At 41.8% G+C, this 16,535-nt stretch carries 16 protein-coding genes; all 16 read left to right on the forward strand.

Going from position 1 to position 16,535, the window contains the following annotated elements:
* Positions 1-360 precede the first annotated feature (360 nt).
* The 16 genes from mioC (at position 361) to ACSSVW_RS18940 (ending at position 16,250) form a co-directional block, all read left to right on the forward strand.
* Complete coding sequence (mioC, locus tag ACSSVW_RS18865; RefSeq protein WP_118843864.1) at positions 361-807, forward strand: FMN-binding protein MioC; 447 nt, start codon at positions 361-363, stop codon at positions 805-807.
* Positions 808-1,235: 428 nt separating this feature from the next.
* Positions 1,236-3,125, forward strand: a complete 1,890-nt coding sequence (gene mnmG / locus ACSSVW_RS18870) for a tRNA uridine-5-carboxymethylaminomethyl(34) synthesis enzyme MnmG (RefSeq protein ID WP_421419120.1) — start codon at positions 1,236-1,238, stop codon at positions 3,123-3,125.
* Between the two features lie 15 nt (positions 3,126-3,140).
* Complete coding sequence (gene rsmG, locus ACSSVW_RS18875; protein ID WP_036973708.1) at positions 3,141-3,761, forward strand: 16S rRNA (guanine(527)-N(7))-methyltransferase RsmG; 621 nt, start codon at positions 3,141-3,143, stop codon at positions 3,759-3,761.
* Positions 3,762-3,774: 13 nt separating this feature from the next.
* Entirely contained in the window at positions 3,775-4,560 is a 786-nt protein-coding gene (locus ACSSVW_RS18880; RefSeq protein WP_036973709.1) for a ParA family protein, read from the forward strand.
* Between the two features lie 20 nt (positions 4,561-4,580).
* On the forward strand, positions 4,581-5,492 hold the full coding sequence (locus tag ACSSVW_RS18885; RefSeq protein WP_036973710.1) for a ParB/RepB/Spo0J family partition protein: 912 nt from the start codon (positions 4,581-4,583) through the stop codon (positions 5,490-5,492).
* 160 nt (positions 5,493-5,652) lie between these two features.
* Positions 5,653-6,033, forward strand: a complete 381-nt coding sequence (locus ACSSVW_RS18890) for an ATP synthase subunit I (RefSeq protein WP_036973711.1) — start codon at positions 5,653-5,655, stop codon at positions 6,031-6,033.
* Between the two features lie 15 nt (positions 6,034-6,048).
* Positions 6,049-6,906: a F0F1 ATP synthase subunit A gene (atpB, locus tag ACSSVW_RS18895; RefSeq protein WP_118843862.1), complete on the forward strand. Its 858-nt coding sequence runs from the start codon at positions 6,049-6,051 to the stop codon at positions 6,904-6,906.
* A gap of 55 nt (positions 6,907-6,961) precedes the next feature.
* Positions 6,962-7,195 carry a F0F1 ATP synthase subunit C gene (gene atpE / locus ACSSVW_RS18900; RefSeq protein WP_010561330.1) on the forward strand — a complete coding sequence of 78 codons (234 nt, stop codon included), beginning with the start codon at positions 6,962-6,964 and terminating at the stop codon, positions 7,193-7,195.
* Positions 7,196-7,237: 42 nt separating this feature from the next.
* A complete protein-coding gene (atpF, locus tag ACSSVW_RS18905; protein WP_036973713.1) occupies positions 7,238-7,708 on the forward strand; it encodes a F0F1 ATP synthase subunit B in 471 nt (156 codons plus the stop codon).
* A 16-nt stretch (positions 7,709-7,724) separates the two neighbouring features.
* Positions 7,725-8,258 carry a F0F1 ATP synthase subunit delta gene (gene atpH, locus ACSSVW_RS18910; protein WP_036973714.1) on the forward strand — a complete coding sequence of 178 codons (534 nt, stop codon included), beginning with the start codon at positions 7,725-7,727 and terminating at the stop codon, positions 8,256-8,258.
* A 14-nt stretch (positions 8,259-8,272) separates the two neighbouring features.
* Positions 8,273-9,814 carry a F0F1 ATP synthase subunit alpha gene (atpA, locus tag ACSSVW_RS18915; protein WP_036973715.1) on the forward strand — a complete coding sequence of 514 codons (1,542 nt, stop codon included), beginning with the start codon at positions 8,273-8,275 and terminating at the stop codon, positions 9,812-9,814.
* A 59-nt stretch (positions 9,815-9,873) separates the two neighbouring features.
* Complete coding sequence (atpG, locus tag ACSSVW_RS18920) at positions 9,874-10,734, forward strand: F0F1 ATP synthase subunit gamma (RefSeq protein ID WP_036973716.1); 861 nt, start codon at positions 9,874-9,876, stop codon at positions 10,732-10,734.
* A gap of 32 nt (positions 10,735-10,766) precedes the next feature.
* On the forward strand, positions 10,767-12,152 hold the full coding sequence (atpD, locus tag ACSSVW_RS18925) for a F0F1 ATP synthase subunit beta (protein WP_036973717.1): 1,386 nt from the start codon (positions 10,767-10,769) through the stop codon (positions 12,150-12,152).
* A 13-nt stretch (positions 12,153-12,165) separates the two neighbouring features.
* Positions 12,166-12,588, forward strand: coding sequence for a F0F1 ATP synthase subunit epsilon (locus tag ACSSVW_RS18930; RefSeq protein WP_036973718.1), 423 nt, complete (start codon positions 12,166-12,168; stop codon positions 12,586-12,588).
* Positions 12,589-12,965: 377 nt separating this feature from the next.
* Complete coding sequence (gene glmU / locus ACSSVW_RS18935; protein ID WP_454179914.1) at positions 12,966-14,327, forward strand: bifunctional UDP-N-acetylglucosamine diphosphorylase/glucosamine-1-phosphate N-acetyltransferase GlmU; 1,362 nt, start codon at positions 12,966-12,968, stop codon at positions 14,325-14,327.
* Positions 14,328-14,465: 138 nt separating this feature from the next.
* Complete coding sequence (locus ACSSVW_RS18940; RefSeq protein WP_421419118.1) at positions 14,466-16,250, forward strand: choice-of-anchor I family protein; 1,785 nt, start codon at positions 14,466-14,468, stop codon at positions 16,248-16,250.
* Positions 16,251-16,535: the final 285 nt, after the last annotated feature.

The raw sequence follows: 16,535 nt of genomic DNA on the forward strand, positions 1-16,535 counted from the left end.
AAAATACAATTCGATCGTTATCAACAAGCGATCTATCCACAAAACGATCTCACCAAATACCTCCCCCCGATCTGAGCAATTCTTTCAATTCAGATATTTAAAGATCAATCACTTAGCAAAGTTATGCACGTCTAGAAAATAGCCTTGATCAGAACTTTCCCCAAATTTACTAACAGCTTGATCAACGACTTTAAATTCGCGAAACAAATTAAAAACATTATAAATCATAAACTTAAAACAAAATAAAAATTAAAGAGTGATTTTTGAACATAAAAACTTATTCAGATCGTAATTCAACACTTTACTCACACTACAAGTTCGTTATTATGTGCCCACTTAACTCATTACACGATCAACGACATGCAATCAGTAAATATCATTGTGGGTAGTCAAATGGGATCAGCCGAATATGTTGCAGAGCAGCTCGCTGAAGCCCTTGAACAACAAGGGATTCAAGTAAAGCTTCATGAACAACCCGTTTTCAATGATATCGATCAACAAGACACTATCTGGCTATTATGTACGTCGACTTATGGTGCCGGTGATTACCCTGAAAACTTACTTCCTTTTATTGAATCAGTTAACCAACAAATTGATTTAAAAGGATTAAAGTACAGTGTTATAGGTTTAGGTGACACCAGTTACGACACATATAACTATGCAGGCCGTCATATTGATGATTTATTTATAAGTAAAGGCGCAAGCCGCGTAGCAGAACGTTTAGAGCTAAATATATTAGATGAACAACTGCCAGAAGATACGGCCTTAGCCTGGCTACCCAGCTGGATCAAGTCTGTGGGTCTTTAAAGTATAGAGTGGCAAGATCTATTAAAAAAGTTACCCACAATTTACTGATAATTTAGATCGGATTGTGGATAAACACTGATTTACCTGCGTTTTTAACCTAGTTTATCCATTGGATAAGATCCATTCGATATTGCCCTGTGTATAAATAGGTCTTTTGATCAGAGCTTGTTAGCGGTTAGATCCGATCATATTAACACCTTTGGATCTGACTTAAGATCATGTTTTAAATATAGAACTAAACATTATCAACAGAAAACCGCTTCAGTAGTAGTAAGAGTAATAAAAGATCTCTTTAAAAGATCCTTTATATTATTAGAGATCACCCACTTAGATCTTGAGCACTGTTTAATCATTTATCTTCTCTAAATTTCTAGGTAGAATACGCTCCCTTTACAAAGTTTTGCTGGTCGATTAAGTAGGATCCATAAATGATTTTTCACGAAAGTTTTGATGTTATTGTTGTCGGTGGTGGACATGCAGGTACTGAAGCTGCATTAGCCTCTGCTCGCATGGGTATGAATACCCTATTGCTAACACATAATATGGATACCCTTGGTCAAATGTCATGCAATCCAGCTATTGGGGGCATTGGCAAAGGTCATTTGGTTAAAGAAATTGATGCACTCGGTGGTGCAATGGCACAAGCCATTGACAAAGGCGGTATTCAATTCCGTACTTTAAATTCATCAAAAGGCCCTGCGGTTAGAGCAACTCGTGCACAAGCTGATCGTGCTTTGTATAAAGCGGCTATTCAACATACTTTACAACACCAAGAAAATTTAAAGATCTTCCAGCAATCATGTGATGATCTTATTGTTGAAGGTGAACGTGTACTCGGTGTTGTTACCCAAATGGGACTTCGCTTCAGCGCCCCTTCTGTTGTGCTTACAGTGGGCACTTTCTTAGGTGGCCAGATCCACATCGGTTTAGAAAACTTTAAAGGGGGTCGCGCAGGTGATCCACCATCAATTGCACTGGCACAACGTTTACGTGAATTACCTTTTAGAGTCGATCGTTTAAAAACGGGGACACCTCCACGTATTGATGCGCGTACTGTTGATTTCAGTAAAATGCAAGAACAGCCAGGTGATACACCAACACCCGTGTTTTCATTTATGGGTAAGCAATCGGATCATCCACAGCAGATCCCGTGTTATATCACTTATACGAATGAAAAAACGCATGACGTGATCCGTAATAACTTACATCGTTCACCTATGTATTCAGGTGTTATTGAAGGTATTGGCCCACGTTACTGCCCTTCTATTGAAGATAAGATTGTTCGTTTTGCTGATAAAGACAAACACCAAATTTTTGTTGAACCTGAAGGTTTAACATCATACGAATTATACCCAAATGGCATTTCTACCAGTTTACCGTTTGATGTTCAGCTTGAAATTGTGCAATCAATTACTGGCTTTGAGAACGCACATATTTGTCGTCCTGGTTACGCAATTGAATATGACTTCTTTGACCCTCGTGATTTGAAACAATCATTAGAAACTAAATTTATTAACGGATTATTCTTTGCTGGCCAAATTAATGGCACCACGGGCTATGAAGAAGCGGGTGCTCAAGGGTTGATTGCTGGTATGAACGCCGCATTGCAAGTACAAGGCAAAGAGCCTTGGACTCCGCGTCGTGATGAAGCATACACAGGGGTATTAATTGACGATTTAGCGACGCTAGGTACAAAAGAACCCTACCGTATGTTTACCAGCCGTGCTGAATACCGATTATTACTTCGCGAAGATAATGCTGATATTCGTTTAACTGCAAAAGGCCGTGAATTAGGCTTGGTTGATGATGCTCGTTGGGCTGCATTTAATGAAAAAATGGAGATTATCGAGAAAGAATCGCAACGCCTAAAAGAAACGTGGATCCATAAGGATCATGTTGCGGTTGATCAAGTAAACGCATTATTAAAAACGCCACTGACGCGTGAAGCGAGTTTAGAGGATCTGATCCGTCGCCCTGAAATTCGTTATAACGATTTAATGGCCATTGAAGGATTAGGATCTGAATTTAATAACCAAGCTGCGCTTGAGCAAGTTGAGATCCATACAAAATACGCAGGCTACATTGCTCGTCAGCAAGATGAGATCAATAAACAATTGCGTCATGAGCAAACTGTATTACCAAAAGACTTTGATTACTCAACGGTTTCTGGTTTATCAAATGAAGTTGTTGCTAAATTAACAGATAGTCGTCCAGACACAATTGGTCAAGCGTCACGTATTTCAGGTATCACCCCTGCTGCTATTTCGCTATTATTAGTGTATCTGAAAAAGCAAGGCTTACTACGTAAGACTGCGTAGTTGGTAAGGAATACAGTGTTACAACAACAATTAACGTCACTGTTAGCGCAAACTGATATTGCGCTAACAGAAAAACAACAGCAGCAACTCGTTCAGTATGTTGAATTATTAGACAAGTGGAATAAAGCGTACAATTTAACATCGGTGCGCTTACCTGAAGAGATGATGATTAAGCATATTATGGATAGCTTAGTTGTTGCGCCACACCTAAAAGGCAAACATTACATTGATGTTGGCACCGGTCCGGGTTTACCGGGTATCGTATTAGCCATTGCTTTACCTGACACACAATTTATTTTGTTAGATAGTTTAGGTAAGCGAGTACGCTTTTTGATGCAGGTAAAACACGCACTGGGTCTTGAAAATGTAACCCCAGTACAGTCTAGAGTTGAAGAATATCAACCAAGTGTTAAATTAGATGGTGTATTAAGTCGTGCATTCGCCTCTTTGCAAGATATGGTTGACTGGTGTTCGCACTTGATTGATCATTCGGGTAAATTTATCGCCTTAAAAGGTGTATTTCCGAGCGACGAACTTGACTCATTACCAGCGGGTATAAAGTTTGACGAAAAAATTAGCTTGGAAGTACCTGAGTTAGATGCGCAAAGGCATTTAATTATTCTATCTAAAGACTAGGGATCAGAGCACTGTGGCAAAAGTCATCGCATTAGCAAACCAAAAAGGGGGGGTTGGTAAAACAACCACCGCTGTAAATCTTGCGGCTTCTATGGCCGCGACAAAGCGTAAAGTGTTATTAATCGATCTTGACCCACAAGGGAACGCGACCATGGGCAGCGGTGTCGATAAATACGGTGACGTTGCAACTATTTATGACTTATTGATAGAAGAAACCCCAATCGAAGAAGTAATCAATAAAGAAACGTCAGGTGAATATCATTTAATTGCAGCTAATGGCGATGTCACAGCAGCTGAAGTTAAATTGATGGAATTATTTGCCCGTGAAGTGCGTTTACGTAATGCCCTTGAAAAAGTGCAAGACCAATACGATTTCATTTTTATTGACTGCCCACCTTCACTGAATATGCTAACGGTTAATGCGATGGCAGCAGCTGATTCTATTTTAGTGCCTATGCAATGTGAGTATTATGCCCTTGAAGGTTTAACTGCATTAATGGACACCATTACTCAGCTGTCGAAGTTGGTCAATCCGGCGTTAACAATTGAAGGTATTTTACGCACCATGTATGATCCGCGTAATCGCCTTGCAAATGACGTATCTGAACAATTAAAACAACATTTTGGCGATAAAGTTTATCGTACCGTTATCCCACGTAATGTCCGTTTAGCAGAAGCGCCGAGCTTTGGTGCCCCTGCCATGTATTATGACCGCGCATCAAGTGGTGCAAAAGCATACTTAGCCCTTGCCGGTGAAATGTTACGTAGAAAAGAGAAAACATCTTCAGCAGTAGCCTAACTTTGAGGTAAAAAAATAACATGTCTGCTAAAAAACGCGGTTTAGGCCGAGGACTCGACGCTTTATTAAGTTCATCAAAACCTGCCCCAAGTGCAGATAATCAGCAACAAAATGCAGTAACAACAGAGCCTGTATCAGATGCCGTGGCAGAGCAAAATAAAGGTGAACTGCAAAAATTAGCGATTGAGTTTTTACAGTCAGGTAAATATCAACCACGTAAAGACATGTCTGAAGAAGCATTGGAAGAGCTTGCAAGCTCGATTCGTGCGCAAGGCATAATTCAACCTATTGTTGTGCGCCCTATTGGTGCAAATAAATACGAAATTATTGCTGGTGAACGTCGTTGGCGTGCTGCTCAATTAGCTAAATTAGATAGCGTACCCTGTATTATCAAAGACGTACCTGATGAAGCGGCTGTTGCTATTGCACTTATTGAAAATATTCAACGCGAAGATTTAAATGCAATGGAAGAAGCCATTGCACTTAATCGTTTATTGAATGAGTTTGAGCTTACTCATCAGCAAGTGGCCGAAGCTGTTGGTAAATCTCGTACCACAGTGACTAATTTACTACGCCTAAATAATCTTAACGAAGATGTTAAAATACTGTTAGAGCATGGCGACATTGAAATGGGTCATGCACGTTGTTTATTAGCACTTGAAGGTGAAGCGCAGTCAGATGCGGCGCGATTAGCTGTCGCAAAAGCGTTAACTGTGCGTGAAACTGAAAAGCTTGTTCGTTCAATTTTAGAACCAGCACCTCAAAAAGAAGTGCTCGAAAAAGATCCAGATGTCAAACAGTTAGAGCAAAAACTTGCCGAGAACTTAGGGGCTAAAGTAGAAATTAACTACAACAAAAAAGGCAAAGGCAAGCTGGTTATTTCGTACACAAGCTTTGATGAGTTAGATGGCATTTTAAGCCGTATAAATTAAGACTATTCCCGTCATTAATTAATAACATGTCCAAAAAGAGACATTTGTGGTGTTTTTGCGCTACAAAGGGTCGACTCAAGTTGCAAAACTGGTAGGAATCAGTATAATTTCGCCAGTTTTCATACCCTGACAATATGAACGTTCTTAAGGTTAATAAAACGTGACTAATAGGTTAGCAAAGCCATATAGGCTTGCCGCATTTAAATTAATTTGTCTTCAGGGTATCGTAGCGATAATCGCTGCAGTAATTGTTTTTGTAGGTTGGGGAGTCAATGCCGGCCAGTCAGCGCTTGCTGGCGGAGCTGTTGCACTACTCCCTAATTTTGTATTTGTCGTTTATGCATTCAGATATATGGGTGCAAGTCGGACAAATCAAGTGTATGCCTCGCTAAAGCGCGGCAACGGATTAAAATTTATGCTAACAATTGTGTTGTTTGCACTGATACTGAAGTCTTACACGGTCGTTTTATTACCGTTTTTTTGTGTGTATGTATTGGTGTTATTTAGCGGATTGTTCGCACCCGTTTTTTTTAATCATTAACTTTTGGGATATAACATGGCTGCAGAAGAAGTAACTCTATCAAGCCATATTCAGCACCACTTAACCAATGCTAAGATGTGCTCGACCGACGCTGGTCTAGCCTTCAATAAAGCTTGTGCGGACAGTGGCTTCTGGACATGGAACATAGATACCCTCGCATGGTCAATCGGTTTAGGTCTTGTATTTTTATGGATCTTCCGTAGTGCCGCTAAAAAAGCAAATACCGGTGTACCTGGTAAATTTCAATGCTTCATTGAAATGATCGTTGAATTCGTTGGCGACAACGTACGCGATACTTACCACGGCAAAAGTAGTTTAATTGCTCCATTAGCTCTAACGATTTTCGTTTGGGTGTTCTTAATGAACTTAATGGACTTGATCCCGGTTGATTTCCTACCTGCATTCGCTGGCTTCGTTGGTGAGCAAGCATTTGGTATGGACTCTCACGACGTATACATGAAAATTGTACCGACAACAGACATCAATATGACTGCTGCGTTAGCAATCGGTGTATTTATTCTGATGATCGGTTACGCAATTAAAATCAAAGGGATTGGCGGTTTCTTAGCGGAACTAACACTGCACCCATTTAGCTCTAAAAACAAGCTAGCAATGGTGTTCTTAATCCCATGTAACTTATTACTAGAAACAATCGCTTTAGTTGCTAAGCCGTTCTCGTTAGCACTGCGTTTATTCGGTAACTTATATGCTGGTGAGTTGATTTTCATCTTGATCGGCGCTGTTGGTTTAATGCAACTACCGTTGCACTTTATTTGGGCTGTATTCCACATCTTAGTAATCGTGCTGCAAGCATTCGTATTTATGATGCTTACAATCGTTTACCTAAGCATGGCAAGCTCAGATAATCACTAATTTTTACACTTTTAAAATTTAATTTTAATTTACAATTGAAACTTTGGAGAAAAAAATGGAACTAATGATTGGTCTTAAGTATATCGCTGTTGCTCTACTTATCGGCTTCGGTGCAATCGGTACTGCTATCGGCTTCGGTAACATGGGTGGTAAATTCCTAGAAGCATGTGCGCGTCAACCAGAGCTTGCACCTTCACTACAAGTTAAGATGTTCATCCTTGCTGGTCTAATCGATGCCGTAGCTATGATCGGTGTTGGTATCGCAATGGTATTGTTGTTCGTACTTTAATATTATTTTTTGAACAGCTTACTATTTTAAGGAGGAGCGGTCGTGAACTTAACAGCCACTCTTATCGGTGAATTAATTGCATTTACGGTATTCGTACTTTTCTGTATGAAATACGTATGGCCACCACTAAATGGTGCAATTGAAGCTCGCCAGAAGAAAATCGAAGATGGTTTAGCTGCCTCTGATAGAGCCGAAAAAGACTTAGAACTTGCGCAAAAGAAAGCTGCTGAGCAGCTTAAAGAGGCAAAAGCTCAAGCGGCTGATATCATTGAACAAGCTAAAAAGCGTGCCACGCTTATCGTTGACGAAGAAACTGTTCGTGGTCAACAAGAGCGTGAAAAAATTATTGCTCAAGGGCACTCTGAAATCGAAGCAGAGCGTAACCGTGTAACAGAAGAGCTACGTAAGAAAGTAGCAACTCTGGCCGTGGTTGGTGCTGAGAAGATTCTAGAGCGCGAAATCAATCAAGCCGCACACAGTGACATCGTTGAAAAACTTGTCGCTGAGCTGTAATTAGGAGGGTATGAGCATGTCTGAATTGGCTACTATCGCTCGCCCATACGCTAAAGCGGCTTTTGAACTTGCTGTTGAAAAAGGCACTGTTGAAAGTTGGAACGACATGCTGTTCTTTGCTGGCCAAGTTGCCAGCAATGAGCAAGCCGCTGCTGCGCTAGCTGGATTGCCTACTGCTACTGAAAAAGCAGGTCTTTTTATTAAGATCTGTGCAGAGCAGCTCAACGAACAAGGCCAAAACCTAGTTAAGGTAATGGCTGAAAATGGTCGTTTAGTTGCACTGCCTGCTGTTGCAGAGTTATTCGCTGAATTAAAAGCGGATTACGATAAAGAAACCGACGTAGACGTGGTTTCTGCAACACCGCTTTCTGCCGAGCAGCAAGCAACATTGGTAGCGGCACTTGAAAAACGTTTCGCACGCAAAGTTAAGCTGAATTGTAGTGAAGACGCTACAGTTGTTGGCGGCCTTATTATTAAGGCGGGTGACACTGTAATTGACGGCTCAGTACGCGGCAAGTTAGCCCGCTTAGCTACATCACTACAATCGTAATTGGGAAAAAGAGCATGCAACTTAATTCCACTGAAATTTCAGATCTGATCAAACAACGTATTGAGCAGTTCGAAGTTGTAAGTGAAGCTCGTAACGAAGGTACTATCGTATCTGTTACTGACGGTATCATCCGCATCCACGGTCTAGCTGACTGTATGCAAGGTGAGATGGTTGAGCTTCCTGGCAACCGTTATGCTATCGCACTAAACCTTGAGCGTGACTCAGTAGGTGCAGTAGTTATGGGTCCATACGCAGACCTTAAAGAAGGCGTAAAAGTTAAATCAACTGGTCGTATTTTAGAAGTTCCTGTTGGTCGTGGTCTACTTGGTCGTGTTGTTAACACTCTAGGTGCCCCTATCGATGGTAAAGGCGCTTTAGATAACGACGGTTTTGAACCTGTTGAGAAAATCGCACCAGGCGTAATCGAGCGCCAATCAGTAGATGAGCCAGTTCAAACTGGTTATAAATCTATCGATGCGATGATCCCAGTTGGTCGTGGTCAGCGTGAGCTTGTAATCGGTGACCGCCAAACAGGTAAAACTGCTTTAGCTATCGATGCAATCATCAACCAAAAGAACACAGGCGTTAAGTGTGTGTACGTAGCGGTTGGTCAAAAAGCATCTACAATTGCTAACGTAGTACGTAAATTAGAAGAGCACGGTGCACTTGAAAACACAATTATTGTGGTTGCATCGGCTTCTGAATCTGCGGCACTTCAGTACCTAGCACCATTTGCTGGTTGTACTATGGGTGAATACTTCCGTGACCGTGGTGAAGACGCATTAATCGTATATGATGATTTATCTAAGCAAGCTGTTGCTTACCGTCAAATCTCATTACTACTTAAGCGTCCACCAGGCCGTGAAGCATACCCAGGTGACGTATTCTACCTTCACTCTCGTCTTCTAGAGCGTGCATCACGTGTAAACGCTGATTACGTTGAGAAGTTCACTAATGGTGAAGTGAAAGGTAAAACAGGTTCACTGACGGCATTGCCAATCATTGAAACTCAAGGCGGCGACGTTTCTGCGTTCGTACCGACAAACGTTATCTCTATCACCGATGGTCAGATTTTCTTAGAAACTGACTTATTCAACTCAGGTATCCGTCCAGCTGTTAACGCTGGTATCTCGGTATCGCGTGTTGGTGGTGCAGCGCAAACTAAAATCGTTAAGAAACTAGGTGGTGGTATCCGTCTAGCGTTAGCTCAGTACCGTGAATTAGCTGCGTTCTCGCAGTTCGCGTCTGACCTTGACGATGCAACACGTTCTCAATTAGAGCATGGTGAGCGCGTAACAGAGCTAATGAAGCAGAAACAGTACGCACCAATGTCTGTTGCTGAAATGTCTCTGTCGCTATTCGCAGCTGAAAAAGGCTACCTAAAAGACATCGAAATCGCGAAAATCGGTGACTTTGAAGCGGGCTTAATTTCTTATGCAAACAGCACATACGCAGAGCTAATGGCTCAAATCAATGAAACTGGTAACTACAACGCTGAGATTGAAGCGCAACTTAAAGAACTTCTAGAGAAGTTCAAGTCGACGCAAACTTGGTAATTTAGTTATGAATGGTGAGCTTTAGGCAACTAAAGCCCACCTGATTCGGAGAGAGAGTCATGGCCAGCGGAAAAGAGATTAAAAGCAAGATCGGGAGTATCAAGAATACTCAAAAGATCACCAGCGCAATGGAAATGGTTGCTGCGTCTAAAATGAAAAAGGCGCAAGAACGTGTGGCATCAAGCCGTCCATACGCTGAAAACTTACGCAAAGTGATTGGTCGTGTTGCTCAAGCAAATCTTGATTTTACTCACCCTTTTTTAGAAGAGCGTGAAGTAAAACGAGTTGGTTATATTGTTATCTCTACTGACCGTGGTCTATGTGGTGGCTTGAACTCTAACGAGTTCAAAAAAGTTGCCCTAGACGTGAAAGCGTGGAAAGAAAAAGGCGTTGATGCTGAATTTACTACTTTAGGTAGCAAAGCAGCAGGCTTTTTCCAACGTTTCGGCGGTAAGTTAGTCGCTAAAAAGGCGAACTTAGGAGATACACCTTCATTACAAGACGTTATTGGTCCTGTAAAAACGATGCTAGATGCATACTCTGAAGGCAAAATTGACCGCTTATACGTCGTATTTAACAAGTTCGTTAATACGATGAAGCAAGAGCCAACAATCGATCAGTTACTCCCTTTGCCAAAAGCTGAAGAAGAAGTATCTCAACATTCTTGGGATTACTTATATGAGCCAAACCCAGAAGCTATCTTAGAAGCTCTGTTAGTACGCTTTATTGAGTCTCAAGTATACCAAGGTGTAGTTGAGAACGCTGCCTCTGAACAGGCTGCCCGTATGGTTGCAATGAAAGCTGCAACTGATAATGCTGGCGACCTTATGGATGAGTTACAGCTTGTTTATAACAAGGCTCGTCAAGCTGCAATCACACAAGAAATCAGTGAGATTGTTGGCGGCTCGGCAGCAGTTTAACGCTTCGGCAAAGTTTAATGAGAGGAATAGACATGAGTTTAGGTAAGGTCGTCCAAATTATCGGCGCCGTTGTGGATATCGAATTTCCACAAGACAACGTGCCAGCCGTATATGACGCACTAAAAGTAACAGATGGCGACTTAGCGGGTTTAACTTTAGAAGTTCAACAACAGCTAGGTGGCGGTGTGGTACGTGGTATCGCACTTGGTACTACTGACGGTTTACGTCGTGGTACATCAGTAGAAGGTACAGGTCAGCCAATCCACGTTCCAGTAGGTACGAAGACACTAGGTCGTATCATGGACGTACTTGGTAACCCTATTGATGAAGCTGGTCCAATTGGTGAAGAAGAGCGTATGTCTATTCACCGTGCAGCGCCTTCTTATGAAGAACAATCAAGTTCAGTTGAACTTTTAGAGACGGGTATCAAGGTAATCGACCTTGTATGTCCATTCGCTAAAGGTGGTAAAGTTGGTTTATTCGGTGGTGCCGGTGTAGGTAAAACCGTAAACATGATGGAACTTATCCGTAACATCGCAATCGAGCACAGCGGCTACTCAGTATTCGCAGGTGTTGGTGAGCGTACACGTGAGGGTAATGACTTCTACCATGAGATGAACGACTCAAACGTACTAGATAAAGTATCACTAGTATACGGTCAAATGAATGAGCCACCGGGTAACCGTTTACGCGTAGCGTTAACAGGTCTTACGATGGCAGAGAAGTTCCGTGACGAAGGTCGTGACGTACTTTTCTTCGTTGATAACATCTACCGTTATACACTAGCGGGTACAGAGGTATCAGCACTTCTAGGTCGTATGCCATCAGCGGTAGGTTACCAGCCTACACTTGCTGAAGAAATGGGTGTACTTCAAGAGCGTATCGCATCAACTAAGACGGGTTCAATCACATCAATCCAAGCGGTATACGTACCTGCGGATGACTTAACTGACCCATCTCCAGCAACAACGTTTGCTCACTTAGATGCAACAGTAGTACTTTCTCGTGATATCGCGTCACTTGGTATCTACCCAGCGGTAGACCCACTTGATTCATCTTCACGTCAACTTGACCCATTAGTAATTGGTCAAGAGCACTACGATACAGCGCGTGGCGTTCAAACAGTTCTTCAACGTTATAAAGAACTGAAAGACATCATCGCAATCCTAGGTATGGACGAGCTTTCTGACGAAGATAAGCAAGTTGTATCTCGTGCACGTAAAATCCAGCGTTTCTTATCTCAGCCGTTCTTCGTTGCTGAGGTATTTACAGGCGCGCCTGGTAAATACGTGTCACTTAAAGACACAATTGCTGGCTTCAAAGGTATCTTAAACGGTGAGTTTGATGATATGCCAGAGCAAGCGTTCTACATGGTTGGCTCTATTGAAGAAGCTCAAGAAAAAGCCAAAAGCATGTAATTAGGAGGGTAGTATGGCGGCTATGACTGTACATCTTGACGTAGTAAGCGCAGAAGAGAGCTTGTTCTCTGGTCTGGTTGAATCGATTCAAGTAAGTGGTAGTGAAGGTGACCTTGGTGTTAACTATGGCCACGCTCCATTATTAACTGCCCTAAAACCTGGTATGGTACGTTTAGTTAAGCAATTTGGTCACGAAGACGTGATGTATGTTGCTGGCGGTACGCTAGAAGTTCAACCTGATCGTATTACGATTCTTGCTGATACAGCAGTACGTGGTGAAGATCTGGACGAGCAAGCGGCTGAAAAAGCGAAACGTGATGCTGAAGAGCAAATGGCGAATACGTCAACTGCTGAGTTAGATTATCAACAAGCTGCAGTGCAACTTGCTGAAGCAATCGCTCAACTTCGCGTAATTCAACAATTACGCAAAAAGTAAGCCTACTCGGTTTTGTAAAAGCCCACTTAATGTGGGCTTTTTTGTGCCTGTAATTTACTCAATATTTATGTATTACCAATCCGCAATACTTATTAATCATTTTGAGTGATTAAGTATTATTTTAGACCTCTTAATTAAGCACAATGGTATAAGTAAACTCGTTTAAAGCGCCCTATTCTTCGTTTAGTACTTATATCCTTCATCAAAGCCCGTTACAATGTGGTGTATTAAATGTGAATAAGTATTTCATCTAAGGTTCAGTCCTCTTTATTAGGATTGAGTATTTGCACATGACGTGACTTACCTAACCAAGGTTGACTTACTTATTACACTCATTAACAGCTCAACTAAAACAAAGAAAGAAGGATATTGTTTTAATGTCTCTGACAACCGTTATTCTCGCTGCGGGTAAAGGCACTCGTATGCGTTCAGCACTCCCAAAGGTGCTTCATAAAGTGGCTGGAAAGCCGATGGTGCAACATGTAATTGATAATGCCACGGCCTTAGGTGCACGTGAGACCAACTTAGTTTATGGTCACGGTCGCGAACAATTACAAGCCGCCCTTTCTCATAATCAAGTAAATTGGGTGCTACAAGAAGAACAGCTTGGTACTGGCCATGCTGTCGCGGTCGCTAAAGAGCATATCGCTGATGATGATACCGTGTTGATTTTATACGGTGATGTTCCCCTTACAAAACGTGCGACGTTAGAAAAGTTACTTGCTGTTACGCCTAAAAACGGACTTGCAGTATTAACAGTAACATTAGACGACCCATCTGGTTATGGGCGTATGCTGCGTGAAAATGGCAAATTAGTCGGTATTATTGAGCAAAAAGATGCGACCGCTGAGCAATTAGCGATTAAAGAAATCAACACTGGCATTATGGCTGCCAATGGTGAATTACTGAAACGTTGGTTAAGTAACCTATCGAATAACAATGCTCAAGGTGAATACTACCTAACAGATATTGTTGCCATGGCTCACAGTGAAGGCGTTGAAATCACCTCTGCACAACCTGAGCATCCAATGGAAGTTGAAGGCGCAAACAACCGTGTACAACTAGCGGCACTTGAGCGTGCTTATCAAGCATGGCAAGCCGAGGAGCTGATGTTAAACGGTGCCACCCTTGCCGACCCTGCACGCATTGATGTACGCGGTGAAGTAACAACGGGTGAAGATGTACTTATTGATGTTAATGTTATTTTTGAAGGTAAAGTAACACTGGGTAATAATGTACAAATAGGTCCTAATTGCGTACTTAAAGACTGCACCATTGGTGATAACGTTATTATTAAAGCCAATTCATTAGTCGAAGAAGCAACTGTTGCGACTAAATGTACTTTAGGTCCATTTGCACGACTGCGTCCTGGTGCCATTATGGAAGAAGATTCTCACATTGGTAATTTTGTCGAAATGAAAAAGACCCGCTTAGGTAAGGGCTCAAAAGCAAACCACCTTACTTATTTAGGTGATGCTGAAATCGGCGAAAAGGTAAATATTGGTGCGGGTACCATTACCTGTAACTACGACGGTGTAAATAAATCAAAAACCATCATCGGTGATAACGCCTTTATTGGTTCAAACTCATCGCTTGTCGCTCCTGTGAATATTGGTTCAACAGCAACGATTGGTGCGGGCTCTGTGATCACTAATACTGTTGAAGATGAACAACTGGCGGTAGCGCGTGGTAAACAGCGTAATCTCAGTGGTTGGAAGCGCCCTGTTAAAAAACAGTAAGCTGCATTATACCTAATTGAAAAAGGCGAGTTCACACTCGCTTTTTTTATGCCCGGATTTTGTTCACATAAAACTGCCATATTGTTGTCATGCCTGTGTGTTGTTATGTAGTAAATACAACACAAAGGAAAAATAATAATGTTAAAAAGATCAATGCTTGCTCTGTCACTGTTGTCTATTCTTACGGGTTGCTCATTAGAGGGAGATGATGGAAAAGATGGTTTACAAGGTGAGCAAGGTCCCGCAGGTCAAGATGGTGTTAATGGCACTAATGCACATTCAGCTTTAAATATTCATCTTATTGGCCGTGCAGTATTAAATGCACAAAGCCCAGAAGGTGCCGCAGAGATTGTGGCCTATCAAGCGGCTAAAAAAAGAATTTTTGCAATTAATAGTTCGGGTGATTCTGCTGTGGTTAATATCATTCCGGCTGATAGCTTTGACAGAGCTGCGCTCGTAAAGGATAACGAAGGCGTTGTAAACGGCACTAATTTGGCCTCTGCAATTACCGTGTCTCTTAATGAGCACAGTGAGGGTGATGCAAACAGTATCGCCATCGATGAAAATAACGAATTACTTGCTGTAGCTATGGCTGCAAAAACAACGGGTGATGCGGGGCTTATCGCATTTTATGATATTAGTGGCGACGAGCCTCAGTTTATTAAGAATGTATCTGTAGGCGCCCTGCCCGACATGGTTACCTTTAGCCATGATGGTAATAAAGTACTGGTTGCAAACGAAGGCGAACCGAATGGGGATTACAGTATTGATCCTGAAGGCTCAATTAGCATCATTAACATCAATGATGGCGTGATTGCTGACACTGCTATTAGCATCACCTTCGCAGCCTATAACGATAAACAAGCAGAGCTTGAAGAATTAGGGATTGTTTTTGCTAATCCGACAGGTCGTACAATCAACGGCAAGCTAATTAATACAACCGTAGCTATGGATTTAGAGCCTGAGTACATCAGCATCTCTAAAGACAATAAGTTTGCCTACGTTTCACTACAAGAAAATAATGCCCTGGCTATCGTTAATTTGGAAAATAATAGCTTAGAGCTAAAAGGGTTAGGCTTCAAAGACTGGTCTAATTTACTCATTGATGCATCAGATAAAGATGGAGGGGTGAACTTTAAATCATACCCAGGCTTATATGGTATGTATCAACCCGATACTATCGCTAGTTTCAGCTGGAAAGGTGCAAATTTCATCGTTACAGCTAACGAAGGCGATGCACGAGAATACTTCTTTGACACAGCCGACGAAGCTGATTGTATAGCAAAAGGTGGTCTTGACTATGATGAAGATGATGGCTGCTTATCTTATATAGATGAAACTAGAGCTAAAGACTTAACGCTGGCAAGCAATTTTGATTACCTGAACAACGACAACACTGATATTGGCCGCCTAAAAGTGACCACAGTTAAAGGTGATGAAGATAATGATGGTGAATACGAGTCACTCTATGCATACGGAGCCCGCTCATTTTCTATTTGGGATAGTAATGGCATGGTGGTTTTTGATTCTGGTGACCAAATTTCACGTATTACCGCATCAGTTCACGGCGAAGCATTTAACAATAATGAAGATGAAAATGCCGGTGATACCCGCTCAGATGACAAAGGGGCTGAACCAGAAGCATTAGCACTGGGTACTATTGGCGAGCGTACATTTGCATTTATTGGTTTAGAGCGTATGGGTGGCATTATGGTGTTTGATATAACAAATCCATACAATGTGACATTCCAAGATTACTTTTTTAACCGTGGCTTAGAAGCCAGTGCAGAAATAACCGGTGATCTTGCCCCTGAGGGGATGGCATTTATACCTGCAGAACAAAGTGCAACGAATGAAGCATTACTTGTCGTAGGTAATGAAATTTCGGGCTCAATCGCTGTGTGGGAAATTTCCACTAAGTAATCCAACTAGTAAAATAAAAGCGATAGACTTATTTTAAAGTATATCGCTTTTTCATTTGCCCTTTAATGAACATAAAAGTGACTGATTTTTGAGCTGAAACACTCCTGCAGCCCTTTATTTGTATGGTTATTGTACAAAATTGAAATTAATTAAATAAAACTGAAATAAAGCGTTGACGGCCTCCAGATAATCCCTATAATGCGCATCCACTGACACGGCGGGCAGCAACGAAAGACGCTGAACAACGTAGCAGAGAGTTAAGTAAAACTTCGGTTTTAAGTCTTC

The sequence above is a fragment of the Pseudoalteromonas sp. MBR-15 genome (assembly GCF_053628915.1).